The organism is Paracoccus suum (genome assembly GCF_003324675.1).
Lineage (GTDB): Bacteria > Pseudomonadota > Alphaproteobacteria > Rhodobacterales > Rhodobacteraceae > Paracoccus > Paracoccus suum.
The window spans coordinates 959315-978790 of the sequence record NZ_CP030918.1 but is presented as its reverse complement, the minus strand read 5'-3'; the positions used below and the strand labels follow the sequence as shown (position 1 = coordinate 978790).

The 19476-nt window shown below is 67.5% G+C and carries 14 protein-coding genes and 1 pseudogene; 7 read left to right on the top strand and 8 right to left on the bottom strand.

The genetic code is table 11. The annotated features are described in order from the left end of the window. The first annotated feature begins 124 nt into the window (after nucleotides 1-124). Entirely contained in the window at nucleotides 125-814 is a 690-nt protein-coding gene (locus tag DRW48_RS04700; RefSeq protein ID WP_241963380.1) for a YceI family protein, read from the top strand. Continuing rightward, nucleotides 814-1782, top strand: a complete 969-nt coding sequence (gene speB, locus DRW48_RS04695; protein WP_114075393.1) for an agmatinase — start codon at nucleotides 814-816, stop codon at nucleotides 1780-1782. Before DRW48_RS04700 ends, speB begins: the two co-directional genes overlap by 1 nt. Here speB and DRW48_RS04690 read toward each other — a convergent pair. From DRW48_RS04690 to DRW48_RS04680, 3 genes are all read right to left on the bottom strand, one after another. Continuing rightward, nucleotides 1752-2594 carry a 4-(cytidine 5'-diphospho)-2-C-methyl-D-erythritol kinase gene (locus DRW48_RS04690; RefSeq protein WP_114075392.1) on the bottom strand — a complete coding sequence of 281 codons (843 nt, stop codon included), beginning with the start codon at nucleotides 2592-2594 and terminating at the stop codon, nucleotides 1752-1754. The genes speB and DRW48_RS04690 overlap by 31 nt on opposite strands. A 3-nt stretch (nucleotides 2595-2597) precedes the next feature. Further along, nucleotides 2598-4622 carry a tetratricopeptide repeat protein gene (locus tag DRW48_RS04685; protein ID WP_114075391.1) on the bottom strand — a complete coding sequence of 675 codons (2025 nt, stop codon included), beginning with the start codon at nucleotides 4620-4622 and terminating at the stop codon, nucleotides 2598-2600. Nucleotides 4623-4718: 96 nt separating this feature from the next. Next, on the bottom strand, nucleotides 4719-6353 hold the full coding sequence (locus DRW48_RS04680) for an electron transfer flavoprotein-ubiquinone oxidoreductase (protein ID WP_114077369.1): 1635 nt from the start codon (nucleotides 6351-6353) through the stop codon (nucleotides 4719-4721). A gap of 489 nt (nucleotides 6354-6842) precedes the next feature. Between DRW48_RS04680 and DRW48_RS04675 the strand changes: the two genes are divergently transcribed. Together DRW48_RS04675 and DRW48_RS04670 are read left to right on the top strand one after the other, a co-directional pair. After that, nucleotides 6843-7088: a DUF4170 domain-containing protein gene (locus DRW48_RS04675; protein ID WP_114075390.1), complete on the top strand. Its 246-nt coding sequence runs from the start codon at nucleotides 6843-6845 to the stop codon at nucleotides 7086-7088. Nucleotides 7089-7155: 67 nt separating this feature from the next. Continuing rightward, complete coding sequence (locus DRW48_RS04670; protein ID WP_114075389.1) at nucleotides 7156-8337, top strand: 3-deoxy-D-manno-octulosonic acid transferase; 1182 nt, start codon at nucleotides 7156-7158, stop codon at nucleotides 8335-8337. A 39-nt stretch (nucleotides 8338-8376) separates the two neighbouring features. Here the strand turns inward: DRW48_RS04670 and DRW48_RS04665 are convergent, their stop codons facing one another. Continuing rightward, the gene (locus DRW48_RS04665) at nucleotides 8377-9843 is read right to left on the bottom strand and encodes an NAD-dependent succinate-semialdehyde dehydrogenase (RefSeq protein ID WP_114075388.1); all 1467 of its coding nucleotides are present in this window, start codon (nucleotides 9841-9843) and stop codon (nucleotides 8377-8379) included. Between the two features lie 167 nt (nucleotides 9844-10010). Between DRW48_RS04665 and DRW48_RS04660 the strand changes: the two genes are divergently transcribed. Next, on the top strand, nucleotides 10011-10679 hold the full coding sequence (locus tag DRW48_RS04660; protein WP_114075387.1) for a DUF1236 domain-containing protein: 669 nt from the start codon (nucleotides 10011-10013) through the stop codon (nucleotides 10677-10679). Here the strand turns inward: DRW48_RS04660 and DRW48_RS04655 are convergent. The 4 genes and pseudogenes from DRW48_RS04655 to DRW48_RS04640 form a co-directional block, all read right to left on the bottom strand. Then, nucleotides 10670-11665, bottom strand: coding sequence for a P1 family peptidase (locus DRW48_RS04655; RefSeq protein WP_114075386.1), 996 nt, complete (start codon nucleotides 11663-11665; stop codon nucleotides 10670-10672). The genes DRW48_RS04660 and DRW48_RS04655 overlap by 10 nt on opposite strands. 34 nt (nucleotides 11666-11699) lie before the next feature. After that, complete coding sequence (locus DRW48_RS04650) at nucleotides 11700-12440, bottom strand: glucose 1-dehydrogenase (RefSeq protein WP_114075385.1); 741 nt, start codon at nucleotides 12438-12440, stop codon at nucleotides 11700-11702. 51 nt (nucleotides 12441-12491) lie between these two features. Then, nucleotides 12492-13472, bottom strand: a complete 981-nt coding sequence (lpxK, locus tag DRW48_RS04645) for a tetraacyldisaccharide 4'-kinase (protein WP_114075384.1) — start codon at nucleotides 13470-13472, stop codon at nucleotides 12492-12494. 145 nt (nucleotides 13473-13617) lie between these two features. Next, nucleotides 13618-14367 (bottom strand): annotated as a pseudogene (locus DRW48_RS04640) (DUF1013 domain-containing protein); the annotation flags it as partial. A 182-nt stretch (nucleotides 14368-14549) separates the two neighbouring features. On the opposite strand from DRW48_RS04640, the gene DRW48_RS04635 reads away from it, so the two are divergent. Continuing rightward, nucleotides 14550-15185 (top strand): ribonuclease T2 family protein, encoded by a 636-nt coding sequence (locus tag DRW48_RS04635; protein WP_114077368.1) that lies wholly within the window; start codon nucleotides 14550-14552, stop codon nucleotides 15183-15185. Between the two features lie 697 nt (nucleotides 15186-15882). Beyond that, nucleotides 15883-19476 carry a calcium-binding protein gene (locus DRW48_RS04630; protein ID WP_241963379.1) on the top strand — a complete coding sequence of 1198 codons (3594 nt, stop codon included), beginning with the start codon at nucleotides 15883-15885 and terminating at the stop codon, nucleotides 19474-19476.

Below are 19476 nucleotides of genomic sequence, written 5' to 3'. Positions count from 1 at the left end.
AGAAAACGCCGCACGCACAAGGTCTTTCCGCCCCAGATAACGCGCTGTGCACGGTGGGGTGAGGTCGGGGAACCATCCCGTCCTGTTGCCGTTCCGCAGCGAATTCACCAGGAGGCTTTTGCCGATGACCGTTCGCGCCCTCGCCCTGACCCTCGCAACCTTTGCCGCGCTGCCGGCCATGGCTCAGGATGCCGCCGCCCCCGCGGCAGCGCCCGAAGCCGCGCCTGCCGCAGCGCCCGCCGATACAGCGGCGGCGCCGGCCGCCAGCACGGATGCGGCAACAGCGCCCGATGCAGCCGCCGGCGGCGCCTACACCTTTGATCCCGATCACAGCCTCATCGTCTTCAGCTATGACCACATGGGCTATTCGACCTCGACCGGGATGGTGCGCGGCGTAACGGGCACGATCAACATCGACACGGCGACCCCTGCCAACTCGACCGTCGAGGCCAGCTTTCCGCTGTCGGCCTTTGTCACCCCGGCCAAGTCGCTGGACGAGCACCTGATGGGCGATCAGTTCTTCAAGGGCGCGACCCCTGACACCGCCGTGACCTTCAAATCGACCAAGGTCGAGCCGGACGGCGATAACGAGGCCAAGGTCACCGGCGATCTGACGCTGAACGGCGTCACCAAGCCGGTCACGCTGGACGTCGACCTGAAAAAGATGGCCCCCAGCCTGGTGACCAACAAACCCGCCGTCGGGTTCGAGGCCGAGACCAAGCTGAAGCGGACCGATTTCAACCTCGGGGCGTTCGCGCCCGCGGTGGGCGACGAGGTCGAGATCAGGATTGTGGTCGAGGCTTCGAAAGGCTGATGGCCCTCGAAGATGCGGGCGCGCAGGTTGATCACGCCTTTACCCGGCCGGACCTGCGCGGCCTCAGCTTCGAGAATGCCTTTGCCGGGGCGCCGTCGTTTCTTCGGCGGCGCTACAGCAAGGACCTGAGCGGGGTTGACCTCGCGATCACCGGGGCGGCGTTCGACCAAGCGGTCACGCATCGCCCCGGTGCCCGTTTCGGCCCGCGCGCCATTCGCGAGGCCTCCAGCCTGCAACCTTTCGACGCGCCATTCGGCTGGGGCTATGACCCGCTGAGTGAGCTGGCGATCGTCGATTATGGCGACGTCGCTTTCGACTACGCTAATGTCGCCGGCTTTCCCCGCCGGCTGCAGGATCACATCGCCGGCGTCCTCGCCGCGGGCGCGGGCACGATCACCCTCGGGGGCGATCATTTCATTACTCTGCCCATCCTGCGCGCCTACGCCGAGCGGTTCGGCCCTGTCGCGCTGATCCAGTTCGACGCCCATTCCGACACCTGGCCGGACGATGACCCGGTCCGCATCGACCACGGCAGTTTCCTGTACAAGGCCATCCGCGAGGGGTTGGTGCGCCCGTCAGAGGCGGTCTCGGTCGGCATCCGTACCGACAATCCCGACACGCTGGGTGTGACGATCATCGATTCGCTTTCGGTCCATCAGGCTGGGATCGAAACGACGCTGGAGCGGATTCGCGGCGTCGTGGGCCGCCGGCCCTGCTATGTCACCTTTGACATCGACGCGCTCGACCCGGCCTTCGCGCCGGGCACGGGGACGCCGGTCTGGGGCGGCCTCGCCAGCTGGCAGGCGGCGGCGCTGCTACGCGGGCTTGCGGGGATCAATCTGGTGGGCGGCGACGTGGTTGAGGTCAGCCCTCCCTACGATCCGACCGGAATCACCGCCATCGCTGGGGCCCATGTGGCGATGGAGCTGCTGTGCCTTTACGGCTGGACCCGCCGCCCCTCGCGCTGAGCAGGGCTGGGGTGGGTGCGGGTGGCGAGTGCCCACCAGTCTCGCACGCTCAGCGCCTGCGCGGCAGCGTCCGCTGCCTTGGCGGTAGGAAAGAGGCCGAAGCAGGTCGCGCCGGACCCCGACATCCGGGCCAGCCTGGCGCCTTGGGCCTCCAGCGCCGCCAGCACTTCGGCAATGACCGGTGCAAGGCTGATCGCGGGGGCCTGCAGGTCGTTGCGGCAGCCGGCCAGCCACTCCGTTAGCCCACCTGCGTCCGGGGCCAGGGGAAGCGGCGGCAGGGGCGCGTTTTCGCGCGATTTCAATGCGGCGAAGACCGCCGGCGTTGCCAGCGGCTGTCGCGGATTGACCAGGACCAGATGCAGCGCGGGAAGGCCGGCCAGCGGCGTCACCTGCTCGCCGATGCCTCGCATCCTCGCGGGTCCGGGCGCCGCCATGCAGACCGGCAGGTCCGCACCGAGGGCAGCGAGGTCGGGCGGCACCGGCTGCCCCATGCGCCGCGCGGCGCGCAGCACTGCCGCGGCATCGGACGAGCCACCGCCGATCCCGGCCGCAACCGGCAGGCGCTTGTCCAGTTGCACCCGCGCCTCGGCGCCGGCGAGGCGTAGCGCGCGCAGGCACAGGTTGTCGCCGCCGGTCGGCACGTCGTCCGCAAACGGGCCGCAGACAGCGAAGCCCGTCCCATCCGACAGCGTGATCACATCACCCGCTTCGGCAAAGGCGACCAGAGAATCAAGCAGGTGATAGCCGTCGGCGCGGCGGCCGATAACGTGCAGCGCCAGATTGATCTTGGCCGGCGCGGCCTCGACGATCACGCCTCAGCCGCCCGATTGCTGCGCCTTGGCCGGGACCGGCGCGGGATTGCCCGGCGCCTTGGGCTTGCCGCCAGCCTTTTCCTCGCTCAGCACCGCGTCGAGGCCGCGGTCCAGCTTGGCCCGCAGCCGGCCGGCATCGACCTCGCTCGCGGTATCGGCAGGGGGGTCCATCTTCAGCAGGTTCAGCGCGCGCGACCACTGGATTTCGGCCTCGCGGGTGCGGCCGACCATCCAGTAGACATCGCCCAGATGATCATTGACCAATGGGTCGTTGGACATCTGCGTGGCCGCACGCTCCATCGGCGTCACCGCCTCGGCATACCGACCAAGGCGATAGAGGCCCCAGCCGAGGCTGTCCTGGATATAACCGTCATCGGGGCGCAGCTTGGCCGCCTTTTCGATCATGCCCAGCGCCTCATCAAGGTCGTGGCCGCGGTCGATGAAGCTGTAGCCGAGGTAATTCAGGATTTGCGCCTGCTCGGGGCGGATCTTCAGCGCCGCGCGCATGTCGGCCTCGGCGGCGGCGAAATCGCCCGAGCGTTCATAGGCAATGCCGCGGGCATATAGCGGGAACCAGCGACCCTCGGAATTGGTCTTCTCGATCAGCCCAAGCGCCTTGGTGTAGGCGGGCACTGCCTGGGCGTATTTCTCGCGTTGGCGAAGGATGTCGCCCAACGCAACCCAGGCCGAGGCCAGTTCGGGATGGGCGGCGGTCAGCACCGTTGCGGCCTTTTCCGCGTCGTCCAGGCGGTCGGCCCGGGCCAGCGCATCGACCCGAGCCAGCTCAGCCACCGGGCGAACCTCGCCAAGGCGGCGCAGGGCATCGTATTCCGGCTCGGCCAGGTCATACTGCCCGGCCTGCTGCAGCAGTTGCGCCGTAACCAGCCGGGCCTCGCCCAGCTCGGGCCGCAGCCATGCCGCAAGGCGCGCCTGCACCAGTGCGAGCGGGTCCGGCTCTTCGCCCGAGGCGAGGGCGGTCGCGAAGGTCAGGAAGGTCTGGGCCACGCCGTCGAGCGGACCTTGCAGCGCCGTAAAGGGCACGGGCGAACCGGACGCAAGGCGGGCGGACAGATCCAGGATTGCCGGCTCCGCGCCATCGCCGCCCTGATCTTTTAACAGGGACAGGGCCTCGTCGCGGCGGTCGAGTTGCGCCAGCACCTCGGCATGGGCGATCGTTCCCAGCAAGTGCCCAGCGCCGCCGTCGCTGGCCATCAGCTTTTCGGCACCCTCGAAATCCCCGACCGAGGCTTTCACCAGCGCAAGGTTGTAGTCGATCATCGCCTTGGCGCCCCGCAGGCGGGCGAGTTTTTCCAGTTGCTTGATCGATTCCGAGGCGCGGCCGGCGCCGAGTTCGGCCCAAGCCGTCAGCATCCCGTCCAGCAGATCGCCGCCCGGCGCGGACTCGCCCCGTTCCGGCTTCGGCGAGGCGCGCAGCAGCTTAAGCAAGCCCTCCCAGTCGCCAGCCTTGGCCAGCGCGGCGCGCAGGGTGACATTCGTCAATTCGGTCGCGTCGCCCCGCCCTTCCAGATCGCGGGCCAGCGCCACCGCGCGGTCGACCTGCCCGGCCGAGATCAGCGAGACCAGCGCGCTGTCGATCAGGAACGGCTCGTGCGGATCCTGAGCCAGCGCGCGCATGAAATAGGCGGCGGCAGCGGCAAAATCATTGCCGTCGGCAGCTTGCCGCGCCGCGAGATAGGGGCCGGCCAGGTCATGCGTAATCGGGCCGTGGACCGGCGCGGCCTCTGCGGCCGCGGCGTCCGCCAGCGGGTCGGCGCCATTGCCGTCGACTGCCCCGGCGCCGCCCCCCTGATCGCCGCCCTCGTCGGCGGGGTTTTCCATATCACCCGGATCGGCATCAAGATTCGGGTCGGCTGCGGGCGCAGTTTCCGGGGCGGCGGCCGGGGCCGCTTCAGGCGCAGACTCCGGCGCGGCAGCCGGCCCCGCGGAGGGCGGAGCCGCCTGCGCGAGCGCCGCGGCGGGTCCCAAGGTGGTCAGCGCAATCAGCGCCAGCGGCAAAATCCGGCTCAAACCTGGTCCTCCGGCGTGCGGATGTCGTGGCGTGGCAACCTACCCGGCCGCTCGGCAGCCCTGCAATGGCGCTTTCTCACAACTTCGCGCGAGCCTTTACATGTTCGGATAATTCGGACCATCGCCCCCTTGGGGCGTGGTCCAGACGATGTTTTGGCTGGGGTCCTTGATGTCGCAGGTCTTGCAGTGCACGCAGTTCTGGAAGTTGATCACGAACCGCGCGCCCTCGGGCACGCTCGCGTCCTCGACCACCTCATAGACCGCCGCCGGGCAATAGCGCTGCGCCGGCTCGGCGAACTCGGGCAGGTTCACCCGGATTGGCACGGTCGGGTCCTTCAGCTTCAGGTGCGAGGGCTGGCTTTCCTCGTGGTTGGTAAAGCTGAAGGCGACGTTGGTCAGGCGGTCAAAGCTCAGCTTGCCATCGGGCTTGGGGTATTCGATCGGCTTGAACTTGTCCGCCTTGCCGGTGGCGGCGGCGTCGGTCTTGCCGTGCTTCCAGGTGCCCAGCAGGTTGCGACGCAGGAGGGTCGCGGCCCACATGTCCAGGCCGCCCAGCGCGAGGCTGCCGACCATGCCGGTGCGCGACCAGCTTGGCTTGACGTTGCGCACCCGCTTGAGGTCGCGGCCGATGGGACCATCGCGCAGTTCCTGCTCATAGGGGCTCAGTTCGTCCCCCTCGCGCCCCTCCGTGATCGCCGCGGCCGCAGCCTCGGCGGCATGAATGCCCGACAACATGGCGTTGTGGTTGCCCTTGATGCGCGGCACGTTCACCAGCCCGGCCGAGCAGCCCAGCAGCACGCCCCCCGGGAAAGTAAGTTTCGGGATCGACTGGTAGCCGCCCTCGCTGATCGCGCGCGCGCCATAGGCGACGCGCTTGCCGCCCTCCAAGAGCGCGGCGATCTCGGGGTGATGCTTGAAGCGCTGGAATTCCTGATAGGGCGACAGATAGGGATTGGCGTAGTTCAGATGGACCACGAAACCGAGGAATATTTGATTGTTTTCGGCATGATAGATAAAGCTGCCGCCGCCGGCGTTCTTGCCTAGCGGCCAGCCCATCGTGTGGGTAACGGTCCCCTCGCTGTGCTTCGCGGGGTCGATCTCCCAGATTTCCTTCATGCCGATGCCGAACTTCTGCGGCTCGTGACCGGCGGACAAGTCGAACCGTTCCATGATCTGCTTGGCGAGGCTGCCGCGCACGCCCTCGGCGATGAAGACATACTTGCCGCGCAGCTCCATCCCCGGCTCGTAGTTGGGGCCTGGGGTGCCGTCCGGGTTCTTGCCCATCTCGCCGGCGACGACGCCGGCCACACGCTGACCGTCCCAGACGATCTGGCTGCAGGCCATCCCCGGGAAGATTTCGACCCCCAGTTCTTCGGCCTTGGTCGCCAGCCAGCGGCAGACATTGCCCATGCTGACGATGTAGTTGCCGTGGTTCGACATCAGTCGCGGCATCGGCCAGTTGGGGATGCGGACATGACCCGCCGGTCCCAGCACGAGGAAATTGTCTTGCGTGACCGGAACCTTGATCGGCGCATCCTTGTCCTCGCGCCAGTCCGGCAGAAGCCGGTCCAGCCCGACCGGGTCGATCACCGCGCCCGAGAGGATATGAGCGCCGACCTCGGAGCCCTTTTCCAGCACCACGACCTGCAGATCGGGGTTGATCTGCTTCAGCCGGATCGCCGCTGACAGGCCCGCCGGTCCCGCGCCGACGATGACCACGTCGTAATCCATGGACTCGCGCTCGACATCCGGTAGTTCGGCCGACGCGAGCGAGGTGCCCTCGCCGGCCGCGATGCCGTCGGCCAGAGCCGCTGCGATCTCGGCCGCGCTGTCCGGATCAAGGGCGTTGACCTCGGCCGCCGCGGCCTCGTTTGCTGCTTTGTCGTCCGGCGTCCTGTTGTCGGTCATGGCTGATTTCCCCGCGCTCGCTGTCGGTTGACTAACGCGTGGCGGAACGCGGGGCAATCGCAACGCGGTGATCCGGCTGGCGCGGCCTGGCGATCCGGGGCCATAGGCGCCCCAGGCGACGGACGCCCCGGCGCGTCGGGGGCGCAGTCTGCCAACCGCGCCCCGTCCTGCGACCCACCAAGGCAGCGCGCACAATATTGCACAGAACCGCGCCCCCCGGTGGGGAAACTGCCATGCTTTTTCCACATGTCGCTTGGGTTCGCCCGCCAGCGCCGCTAATCCTGCGCTCGCGCAGCACCATCGGAGGGGATCATGACCCAACGCCTGCATTTCGTTTTCGGCGGCGAGTTGGTCTCGACCGATTCGAACGAGTTTCGTGACCCGGCCAGCATCCACATGGTGGGCGTGTTCCCGGACTACGCCTCGGCCTATTCTGCCTGGAAAGCCGAGGCGCAGCGGACGGTCGACAGCGCCCAGACGCGGTACTTCATCGCCCACCTGCACCGCCTGCGCGAAGAGAACCGCGAGGCCAGCCCGACGGGCGAGCTTGGCGCCTGACGTGACCGCAGGCCGGACCGGACAGCCGCCGCGGCTGTGGGATCGGCTAACCGGCCGGGCACACGAGATGGGTCACCGGCCGCTGCCGCCGCTGCCACGCGGCGCGGGCCCCTTGGTCTGGCTGCGCCTCGATCGCAGCTGGCCAGCCGAGGGCGGCGCGCCGGCGCAACTCGCGGCGGCGCTTATCGCGGCCCGGCCCGGCCTGCGGGTCCTGCTGACCCATCCCGATGCGATTGCCGCCGATCCTGCCACCCAGTTGCCGCCGCTGCTGCCCGGCGCCCAAGGGCGCACCCGGCCCGACCCCGGCCCCGCGCCCGAGGCGCTGCGGGCGTTCATGGAACATGCCGAGCCGGCGGCGGTCCTGTCCCTCGGCAGCGATCTGTCCGACGGCCTGCTGATCGAGGCTGAGCGCCTCGGCGTGCCGGTCGTGCTGGCAGAGCCGCGCCTGCCGCATTCCGAGGCCCGCCACTGGCCCTGGCAGCGCGGCCGCGCGCATGGCGGACTGTCGCTGGCGAACTCGGTCGTCGTCGCCTCGCCTGAGGCGCGCGACACCGCGATCCGCCTCGGCGCGGCGCCGTCCGACGTGATGCTGATCGGCCCGCTGGTCGAGACGCGCCGCCCGCCCGGCTACACCGAGGCCGAGCGTTCCGCCTTGGCGGCCTCGCTGACTGGACGCCATTCGTGGTTCGCGGTGACCGTGCCGGAGGCGGAGGAAACAGCTGTCCTTAATGCCCATCGCGCCGCGGTCGGGCTGATGCACCGGACCCTGCTGATCCTCGCCCCCGCCGATCCCGCGCGCTGCACTGCCCTTGTCGAGATCATCGATTCGGGCGGGCTGACCTGCGCCATCCGCAGCCAGATCGAAGAGCCACCGACGGACCTGCAGGTCCTGCTCGCCGATGATCCGGCCGAGTTCGGGCTATGGTATCGCCTGGCCGCGGTCAGCTATCTGGGCGGCACCCTCAGCGGCCATAATGCAGCCACCCGCGATCCGCTGGAGGCGGCAGCATTAGGGTCGGCCATCCTGCATGGTCCACATACGGTTCGGTCGGTTGAGGCCTGGGCTGATCTGCGCGCGGCCCGTGCGGTGCGCGAGGTGCCGCGGCCCGAGCAACTGGGCATGGCGCTGGACGATCTGCTGCAGCCCGACCGCGCCGCCGATTATGCCGCGCGGGCCTGGGCGGTCAGCACCGCCGGGGCCGCCGTCGCGCAACGCATCGCGGCCGCTGTGCTGGCGGTCATCAACTGACCGGTGGCCGGACCCCCTGCGGGGGATCCGGCCCCCTCCTCAGATCGACAGGCAGACGTATTTCAGCTCGAGGAAGTCGTCGATGCCGTAATGGCTGCCCTCGCGGCCAAGGCCGGACTGCTTGACGCCGCCGAACGGCGCCACCTCGGTCGAGATGATGCCCGTGTTCACGCCGACGATGCCGTATTCCAGACCCTCCTGCACGCGGATGATGCGCGCCATGTCGCGGGCGTAAAAATACGAGGCGAGCCCGAAGATCGTATCATTGGCCTTGGCCACCACCTCTTCCTCGGTCTCGAACCGGAACAGCGGCGCCAGCGGGCCGAAGGTCTCTTCGGTCGCGACCTTCATGCTGTCCTTGACCCCGGTCACGACCGTCGGCTGGAAGAAGAGGCCGTCGACCCGCTTGCCGCCGGTGACGATCTTGCCGCCGCCGTCCAGCACGTCCTGGATATGCTCCTCGACCTTGTCGACCGCATCCTTGTTGATCAGCGGGCCGGTGGTCACCCCGTCCTCGAGGCCGTCGCCGACCCGCAGCTTGTCGACCGCAGCGGCGAGGCGCCCCGCGAAGTCGTCATAGACGCCCGACTGCACATAGATGCGGTTGGCGCAGACGCAGGTCTGGCCGTTGTTGCGGAACTTGGAGGCCATCGCGCCCTCCACCGCCTTGTCGAGGTCGGCGTCGTCAAAGACGATGAAGGGCGCGTTGCCGCCCAGTTCCATGCTGCATTTGAGGACCTGGTCGGCGGCCTGGCGCAGCAGGATGCGCCCGACCTCGGTCGAGCCGGTGAAGGTCAGCTTGCGTACCTGCGGGTTCTCGCAGAACTCCTTGCCGATCTCGGACGAGCGGCTGGAGGTGACGACCGACAGGATGCCCTTGGGCAGGCCCGCCCGCTCGCCCAGCACCGCCAGTGCCAGCGCCGACAGCGGGGTCTCCGCCGCCGGGCGCGCGACAAAGCCGCAGCCGACGGCCAGGGCCGGGCCGCATTTGCGGGTGATCATGGCGTTCGGAAAGTTCCACGGCGTGATGCTGGCGACCACACCGATCGGCTGCTTCAGCACGGTGATGCGCTTGTCCGGCTGGTGGCCGGGGATCGTCTCGCCATAGACCCGCTTGGCTTCCTCGCCGAAGAACTCGATGAAGCTGGCGCCATAGGCGATCTCGCCCTTGGCCTCGGGCAGCGGCTTGCCCTGCTCGGCGGTCAGGATCTTGCCCAGGTCGTCCTGGTTTTCCATCATCAGGTCGAACCACTTGCGCAGCACCTGCGCGCGCTCTTTCGCGGTGCGGGCCGACCAGGCCTTCATCGCCTCGGCGGCCGCCGCGATGGCGCGCGCGGCATCGGCGCGGGTCATGTCCGCAACCTCGGCAATGACATCGCCGCGGGCCGGGTTCATCACCGGAAACGTGCTCGCCCCCTCAACCCACTCGCCGGCGATATAGGCCCGCGTCTCCAGCAGCGACGGGTCGCGCAAAAGGGTCCGCAGATCAGTCGAATGCTTGGTCATGGAAAAGGGGTCCTTTGCTGACGTCTGCACGGCAATACAGCAACGGCGCGGCGGGGGAAATACTCGCGCATTGGTGAGGGTTAGGTGATCGAACCAGACGCGCCGGGTGGGTGTTGTGATCGCGAATGGTCGCCGCCTTGCGATCCTTTCTGTGTGGGAGAGTTATAATGCGTACCCTGTTTGCCACCACTGCCCTTGCCGCCATGGCCCTTGCCGGCGCCGCTTCGGCCGATACCATGGCCAAGGCCGGCACCGACCTGAACGTGCGTTCCGGGCCCGGCGTCCAGCACGAGGTTGTCGGCGTCATCCCTGGCGGTGATGACGTCAACGTCAAGGGCTGCATCGACAGCGCCAACTGGTGCGAGATCAGCTACAAGGACACCACCGGCTGGGCCTATGGCGACTACCTGGCCGCCAAGGTCGGCGAAAGCTTCGAGCCGATCTATCCGAACCGTGAAAAGCTGCAGGTCTCGGTGGTCGAATACAAGGCCCCCGAGGTGAGCACCGGCAAAGCCGTGGCCGATGCCGGCGCCGGCGCGGCGGCGGGCGCCGCGGCGGGCGCCCTGGTCGCAGGTCCCCTGGGCGCGGTTGTCGGCGCGGCGGTTGGCGCGGGCACTGCCCAGGTCCCGGCCCCTGCGCCCGAGGTCAAAACCTACATCGACGCCCACCCGATGGATCCGGTGATCCTCGACGGCGAGGTCGTGGTCGGTGCCGGCGTGCCCGAGAACGTCACGCTCTACGACATCCCGGATCAGAAGGACTACAAATACGTGACCATCAACGGCCAGCCCGTTCTGGTCGGCCAGGATCGCAAGATCGTCTACATCTACCGCTGATCCGCACCATCGAGGGGCAGGACAGGGGGCGGCACTTCGGTGCCGCCCTTTTGCATTTGCGCGCACCAGACGCCGCGCGCCACGGCACGGGCGAGGCAGCAGGCCGCAGCGTGGCCAAGCAGGAAAGGATCGCCCCCAGCGCGCGCGCCGGTCGAGGCCGCAAAAACAAGATCCCCGTCCCATAGCGTGTGGCTTGGCACGATGGCGCGGGCGAGCCCGTCATGGGCGGCCACTGCCATGCGCGTCAGCGCCGCCTTGTCCAGCGCCGCGTCCGTCGCGACGATGGCGATGGTGGTCGCCTCGCCGGGCGCCTTCTCGGCCTTTGGCTCGTAAGCAGCCGGAAAGTTCGCGGGCAGGCCGAGGCCGCCGAATTCATCCCCGATCTCCCACGGGGCGGCCCAGAAGTGGGGGCCATCGCCCACGGTGACCGAGCCCAGCGCGTTGACCGCGACCAGCGCGCCGACGGTCGTGCCGTCCGAGAGCACCGCAGAGGCCGAGCCGAGGCCGCCCCAGCGATTCGCGGTCGTGGCGCCAAGGCCGGCGCCCGCGCGGCCCAACGCGAAATCCGTCGCGGCTGCCTCCAGCGCGCGCCGCCCAAGCGACCGATAGGGATTGTCGGTCCAGTCCTTGTCGCCACCATTCAGCAGATCGAACAGGATCGCCCCGGGCACGATCGGCACCCGCGCGTCACCTACGGCAAAGCCGCGTCCCATGGTGCGCAACCCGGCCATGACGCCGGAGCCCGCGTCCAGCCCAAAGGCCGAGCCGCCCGACAGGAACAGCGCATCGACGGCCTGCACGGCCTTGTCGGGGGCCAGCAGGTCCGTCTCGCGCGTGCCGGGTGCGCCGCCCATGACATGGACCGCGGCGGTAAAGGGGGAATCGGCCGTCAGCACCGTCACGCCCGAGCGGAGGTGCGCATCATCGGCATTTCCCACCCGCAGGCCGGCGACATCGGTAATCAGGTTACGCGGTCCGGGTTGCATCGATCCCCCTTGCTCGCTGCCAGAGCATGTTGCGTCAGATGCAGCGCCCGCCGTCGACCTCCATCGCGACGCCGGTCACCATCGATGCCTCGTCCGAGGCGAGGTACAGCGCCGCGTTCGCGATATCCTCCGGGGTCGAGAAGCGGCCGATGGGGATGGTGGACAGGAATTTGGCGCGCATGTCGGGCGTGTCCTCGCCCATGAAACTTTTGAGCAGCGGTGTCTCGCCCGCGACCGGGTTCACCGCGTTGACCCGCACGCCGAACGGCGCCAGTTCGACCGCCATGGCGCGGGTCGCGGTAATCATCCAGCCCTTCGAGGCGTTGTACCAACTGAGGCGCGGCCGGGGCGAGACGCCGGCGGTCGAGGCGATGTTGACGATGGCGCCCTGCCCCGCGGCTTTCATCAGCGGGACGACGATGCGCGCCGACAGGTAGACCGCCTTGCAGTTCACTGCCATGACGTGGTCGAAATCGGCCTCGCTGACATCCTCCATCGGCGCTGGCAGATGGGTGACGCCGGCGTTGTTGATCAGGATGTCGATCCGGCCCCAGGCAGCCATCGCGGCATCCGCCATCGCCTGCACCGCGGTCCCGTCCGAGACGTCAACCTCGAACGAGAGACCGCCGATCTGGCCCGCCACGGCGGCGGCGGAAACCGCGTCGCGGTCGACCACCATGACTTGCGCGCCCTCGGCGGCAAAGCGGTGGGCGATGCCCGCGCCGAACCCCGAGCCGCCACCCGTCACGATTGCCGTCTTGCCCTGCAGGCGCATTACCTGTCCCCTTGCCGTCATTATCAGCTTCCCACGATGCCGCAGCCGGCGTCAGGAGGCCAGCACCCGCAACAGCGCTGCGTCCAGCACTGTCCAGTCGTCCAGTTGCAGGCGAACCGGCAGCGTCAGCACCTTGCGCCGGAACGAGGGCGGCAGGCGCACCGCGTCCTTTTCAGTCGTCACCATCTGGGCGGAATACGCCCGCGCCTCGGCCTCGAGTCGCGTCAGCAGTTGCGGCGAGAAGGTCTGGTGATCTTCCAGCGCCTCGGCCCGGACCAAGTTTGCACCAAGATCGCGCAGGGTGGCGAAGAATTTCTCGGGGTGGCCGATGCCGGCAAAGGCGAGGATCCGCTCGCCCGTCCAGTCATGGCCCATCTTCAGCGGCTGCAGCGCGGCGCGCAGGTGGGGAATGCCGGGTGGCGCCTGGAATTGCGCCTGCGCCTGGGGCGGTCCGACGGACAGCAGCAGATCGGCGCGGGCGAGACCGACGGCGACCGGCTCGCGCAGCGGCCCGGCAGGCAGGCACAGCCCGTTGCCAAAGCCGCGCGCCGCATCGACCACCACCAGCGAAAGATCGTGATGCAGCGACGGATCCTGAAAGCCGTCGTCCAGAATGATGACTTGCGCCCCGCTGCGGGCGGCGGCGCGCGCGCCCTGCACCCGGTCGTCCGAAACCCAGACCGGTGCAAAGGCCGACAGCAACAGCGGCTCGTCCCCGACCTCTGCCGCGGTATGAACCCGTTCGTCGACGCGCAGCGGGCCGGTGACGGTGCCGCCATAGCCGCGGCTGACGACCTGCACAGCGACGCCCGGCGCCAACAGGCGCTGGACAATGGCGATTACCACCGGCGTCTTGCCAGTCCCACCGGCATTCAGGTTGCCGACGCAGAGGACCGGGACGCCCACCCGTGCCCGCGCGCCGCGGGCCAGCCGCCGCGCAGTGGCCGCGGCATAGATCGCGCCGAGCGGGCGCAACGCGGTGGCTGCCATCCCGGCTGGCCGGAACCAGAAGGCGGGCGCACGCCGCGCCATCGCCTCAGCGCCGGTCGTTGTCGTCCGAATCGTCGTCCAGTGCCTCGTCGGTCTCGATCGCCTCGGCCTCGGCCTCGGCATCGATCTCGTGGTCGATATCAGCCTCGGGATCGGTTACAGCGTCGTCGTCCAGATCGTCTTCTTCCGAGATGTCGTCCATGTCGACCCGCTCGCCGGCATCGGGGACCGCTTTGCGGAAGAAGCTCTCGGCGTCGCGGTAGTTGGTGGTGTCCGCCTTCTCGGCCTTGGGCGAGAGGGTGAAGTTCTCAAGCCCGGCGATGGCCGAGGGCAGGCGCGGCTCGTCCGACATGGACAGCGAGGTCTCGGTCGAGACCAGCTTGCGCCGCTCGTCATCGGACATCACGTCATCGGAGCGCTTGCGGGCGGCCTTCTGGACCTCGGCATCCAGCTCGCTCTGCTTGCTGAGGCCCAGGGCGACCGGATCGATCGGCTGGATGTTCTGGATGTTCCAGTGGCTGCGATCGCGGATCGAGGCGATGGTCGGCTTGGTGGTGCCGACCAGCTTGGCGATCTGCGCGTCCGCCAGCTCGGGGTGGAACTTGACGAGCCACAGGATGGCGGCCGGGCGGTCCTGGCGCTTGGACAGCGGGGTGTAACGCGGGCCGCGACGCTTTTCCTCGCCCTCGGCGGCGGGATTGTGCTTGATCTTCAGCACATAGGCGGGGTTGCCCTGCGCCTTGTCGATCTCGGCCTGATCCAACTGGTTGCTGGCGATGGGGTCAAATCCCTTGACCCCGGTCGCCACATCGCCGTCGGCGATGCCCTGCACCTCAAGTTCGTGCAGGCCGCAGAAATCCGCGATCTGCTTGAAGCTCAACGTGGTGTTGTCGACCAGCCAGACAGCGGTGGCCTTGGCCATCAGCGGCTTCTGCATCGTCGTATCTCTCCTTCGTCGCGGGCCATGCGTGATCAGCCGGTGAAAACCGGGGGGCGGCACGCGGGCCAATCCTCGTTTTCGGGAATTGACAGCCGATATAGGGCGTTGCGCAGGGCGAGAAAAGCCCAAATCGGCCACTCGCGCAGCGCCGTCCCGGCCGCTAGGCTGGCGGCATGATGATGCGCACGCTTGCCCTGCTGTCTGCCACGCTGCTGGCCGGCCCCCTGCCGGCGGCGGCGCAAGACACGCCCGGCGATTTCGAGTATTACGTGCTGTCCCTCAGCTGGTCGCCCAGCTGGTGTGCGGCCGAGGATGACGGCACCGCCGACCAGTGCCGTCCCGGCGTACGACGCGGCTTTGTCGTGCATGGCCTCTGGCCGCAGTACGAGCAGGGCTGGCCGTCCGATTGCCGCACCGAGGCGCGCGATCCGACGCGGGGCGACAGCGCCGAGATGGCCGACCTGATGGGTTCCGGCGGCCTCGCCTGGTACCAGTGGAAAAAGCACGGCCGGTGTTCGGGCTTGTCCGGCCGGGACTATTACAGCCTGATGCGCGAGGCCGTGTCGCGGGTCGCGATCCCGCCCGCCTATGCCCGATTGCCGCGCGACCTGAACGTTCCGCCCGGAGCTATCGAGGCGGCATTTCTGGCGGTCAACCCCGACATGACGCGCGAAGGCGTGACGATCACCTGCGATGCGGGCGCCGTTGAGGAGGTTCGCATCTGCCTGACGCGCGACCTGCGCCCGCGTGACTGCGCGCCGGATGCGCGCCGCGATTGCGGCGCGAGGGTGTTGCGAATGCCGCAGGTGGAGTGAGCTAAGAGAGCGACGCCGCCCGGGCCCGGTCCATTGTTTGGATGCACGTTTGGGCTTTGGCGGCTTCTCCCAAGTGCCCTGCGCCCTGTTCCGTAGGCCCCCGCGTTACGCAGCGTCAGAGCCGGTATATCAATGGGCCCGCGATTCGGCCGGTGGGCGTCGACGGAGACCGATCTCCGCTCGCAAAAAGCGACCTGCGCTGCGTTTCCTGAACGTAAATTCGGTTGCATTTGAAGTGATCGTCACCGGGCGCAGCGGAACCTTATTTCGTCCCGTGGGACGCCATATCTGCACCTGATCCCGCATGCGCGCTGGTTGCGCCTGCCCATCCCTGTAAGTCGACACGTCCTGCTGCTCGGCTTGCAAGGCTATAAAGTCCCGGCCATCGCATTGGCTTCACTGCAAAAATTCAACGCGTGACAAAACTCATCCCAAGGCGCGTCCCGACCCTGCACCTGAGGACGGACGTAGTTCCTCGCCGAGACATCTGCGGCTGGCCCTCGCTTCCCAAACCCCGACCCCAAGTTGCCCGCGGCATCCGCCGCCTCTGCCTCGGGACCGCGCCGGCCGCCCTCTCCAGCGGCCCATATCGCATAAAATCCCGGACATGTTCGACTCTGCCTGCGCGGCAGGACGTGGTGATATCGCACACGTCAAAGAATACTCGCAGCGGTCAACACAACTATAGGATGATACCATGTCCGGGCTGACTCTGGTTGGCACGCTGTTTGGCCCGAACAGCTCCTATACCAGAAACATCAGCGATCTTGCCTTGGAACAGACCTCGCAAGGGCTGTTTCTGGTCGCTGCCAACCAGCGGGGCGGCGGGCTGACGAGCTTCTCCGTTGGCACAAGCGACAAGGCCGCCACCTTTGTCAGCCATGCCCCCTACGTCGCCAGTCTCGGCTGGCTGTCAGAGCCAAAGATCACCTTTCGTGAAGTCGCGGGCGGCTTTCAGGCCTATCCGCTGGGCATGCTCTATTCCGGCAGCAGGGGCACGCTGTTCGACGAAAAGGGTTCAGCCAAGGCGACCGTCGCGAGCGGCCTCGGCTTTGACACCATCACCGCCACGGCGCTGCATATCGGCAGCACCGAATATCTGTTTGCCTCGCGCGATGCCGGGGCCACGTTCCACAGCTATCGGCGGGGGGCAGATGGCACGCTGACACTGGTCTCGTCATCGCAAGTGCCGACCGGTATCCACCGCGACGCGCGGATCAACGAGATCGAGGTCGCGACGGTTGCCGGCAAGCAATTCGCGATCGCCACCTCCACCCTCGGCAATTTCATCGCCTGCCACCCGATTGACGCCGCCGGCCGCATCCTGCCGGGTCAGGTCATGGGAATGTCCTGGCAGGCGCCTTTCATGACACCGCGCGAGGTAGAGATCGCGGCGGTGGGCGGCACGACCTTTGTCATCGTGGCGGGCGCCGACAGCTCCTCCCTGACGGTGTTGAAACTAGACGCGACCGGCCGGCTGACCCCCGTCGATCACATCTTGGACGAACGCGGCACCCGCTTTGACAACATTACCGAACTTGAGGCCGTCACCCTCAACGGGCGCACCTTCGTCTTTGCAGCCGGGGCGGATGACGGGATCAGCATGTTCACCTTGCTGCCCGACGGACGGCTGGTGCATGTCGGCACCTTGGCCGACACGGCAGGCACGTCGCTGGCTGATGTCTCGGGCCTCGCGGCCGGGGTGCTGGCCGGCAAGATCGCGCTTTTCGCCAGCTCGGCGACAGAGCGGGGGATCACCCAGCTCGCTGTCGACACTGGCGTGGTCGGTGCGACCGGGTTTGCCTCCAGCGGCTACACCGTCGGAACGGCGGCCGATGACCTGCTCGTCGCGCAGGCGGGAACTTTGCGGATCACAGGCGGCGCGGGGGACGACACGCTTGTCGCGGGCGGCCGGCCGGTGATGCTGACCGGCGGGGCGGGGGCGGATGTTTTCGTGCCTACTGCGGTTGTGGGCACGATCACCATCACCGACTTCGACCGCAACCAGGACCGCCTCGACCTCAGCGACCTGGGCATGGTTCGCCATCCGATGCAGATGGCAATAACGTCGACGTCCACGGGCCTGCGCATCACCTTCGGCCCAACCACCATCGACGTGCGCAGTGCAAGCGGTGCCAGCCTGCCTGCCGGCATCGTCAGCATCGATAACTTTCCCATCGCGCATTATCCGACGCCGGGAAACGCGGTCACTCTCGTCGGCACCGCCGGTGGAGACTGGATTGGCGCGGGCGTCAACGCCGTGACGATCTACGGCTTGGGCGGAGGAGACACCCTTACCGGCGGGGTTTTCGACGACCGGCTCAGCGGCGGCGACGGTGACGACTTGATCTATGGCCGGTCGGGCAACGATTGGGGCAGCGGGGACGCCGGAAACGATCGCCTTTATGGCGAATCGGGCCGCGACACTCTGTTGGGTCAAGATGGTGACGACTTTTTGATGGGGGGGACAGGCGACGACCGTCTGCAAGGGGGAACGGGAAACGACACGCTGATCGGCGAAGACGGCAATGACCTATTACTCGGCGACGACGGCAACGATTTGCTGCAGGGTGGCGCTGGCGATGACGTGCTCCAGGGCGGCCTTGGAAATGACACGATCTCCGGCGGGTCAGGCAACGATGTGATCAGCGCGTCGGGCGGCCTAAACCGATTTTCGGGAGACGACGGCGACGACACCTTGCTGGGCGGCATCGGCGCCGACACGGCATTCGGCGGCGCCGGGGCCGACTATATTGTTGGCGGACTCGGTCGCGATGTGTTGGCCGGAGGGACTGAAAATGATGTGATTTCCGGCGGGGCTGACAATGACACGCTGCTCGGTGACGCCGGTGACGACCGCCTCCTGGGCGACGACGGGAATGACCGCATCGATGGCGGCGCGGGAAATGATCTGATCTTCGGCGGAATCGGGGAAGATGTCATGACCGGCGGCGATGGCAACGACACGATTTATGGCGAGGGCGGTTTGAACTACCTGGCAGGCGGAGCGGGCAACGATTTCCTTTATGGGGGTCTGTCAAATGATTCACTCGTCGGCAGCGCAGGCAACGATATTCTGATAGGCTATGCCGGCCGGGATCGCCTGTTTGGCGAGGACGGGAATGACGTTATCGCTGGGGGATTGGACAACGATACTTTGCTCGGCCAAGCCGGCGATGATCGTATGACGGGTGACGAGGGAGAAGACTACCTCGACGGGGGCGCCGGAGCGGATATCCTGAATGGCGGCGCGGGCAACGACATCGTTCTCGGGGGCGCGGGCGATGACCAGGTGATTGGCTGGTCCGGCAACGACCGCTTGCGCGGTGACGCCGGCAACGACCGCCTCTATGGTGGCCTCGGCAACGACGTCATCTGGGGCCAGGACGGCGATGACAGATGCAGCGGTGACGCCGGGACTGATTCCATCGACGGCGGCCTCGGGAACGACTTCATCGCATGCGGTGAAGGTAACGATCTGGCATATGGTGGCGTTGGTAACGACTACATGTCGGGTGAGGGCGGCGACGATGTAATGCGCGGTGATGCCGGCAACGACGGCATGTTTGGCGGCCTTGGCGACGACGTCTTGCTGGGGATGGCCGACAACGACAGGATTTACGGCGAGGCTGGGAACGACCGCCTCGACGGCGGCGACGGAAATGACCTGTTAAGTGGCGGGTCCGGGCTGGGTACCCTGCTCGGTGGAGCCGGCAATGATACACTGATGGGCGGTCCGGATAACGACTGGCTGATCGGCGGCCTTGGAAACGATCGCCTCGGCGGCGGCGACGGCAATGACTATCTTGTTGGGCAGTTCGGCGCCAATGACATGACCGGTGACGCGGGCGACGACACCCTCGTAGGCGCGGAGGGAAACGATTTTCTCGTTGGCGGCACCGGGATCGACATCCTGTACGGAAACGCCGGTAATGACATCATGCAGGGCGGCGACTCGAACGACTATCTCTTCGGCGGTCTAGGCCGCGACGTCATGACCGGCGGGGCAGGCTCGGACCGGTTTGTGTTTGCCGCGCGAGACTCTGCTGCCAGCGCGCTGACCGCGGACCTGATCACCGACTTCGTCACCGGGGACGACAGAATCGATTTACGCGGCATGAACTGCCACTGGAGTGGGTCAAGTTTTTCCGGCGGCGCCGGCAGCGTAATGGTCCGGCAGGTCGGCAGCCTGACCTATCTCGATGCTGACCTGAATGGTGACTTGCGCGCAGATTTTTCAATCGCCCTGAGCAACCGCGCCGAGTTGCTGCGCGGCGATATAATGATTTAA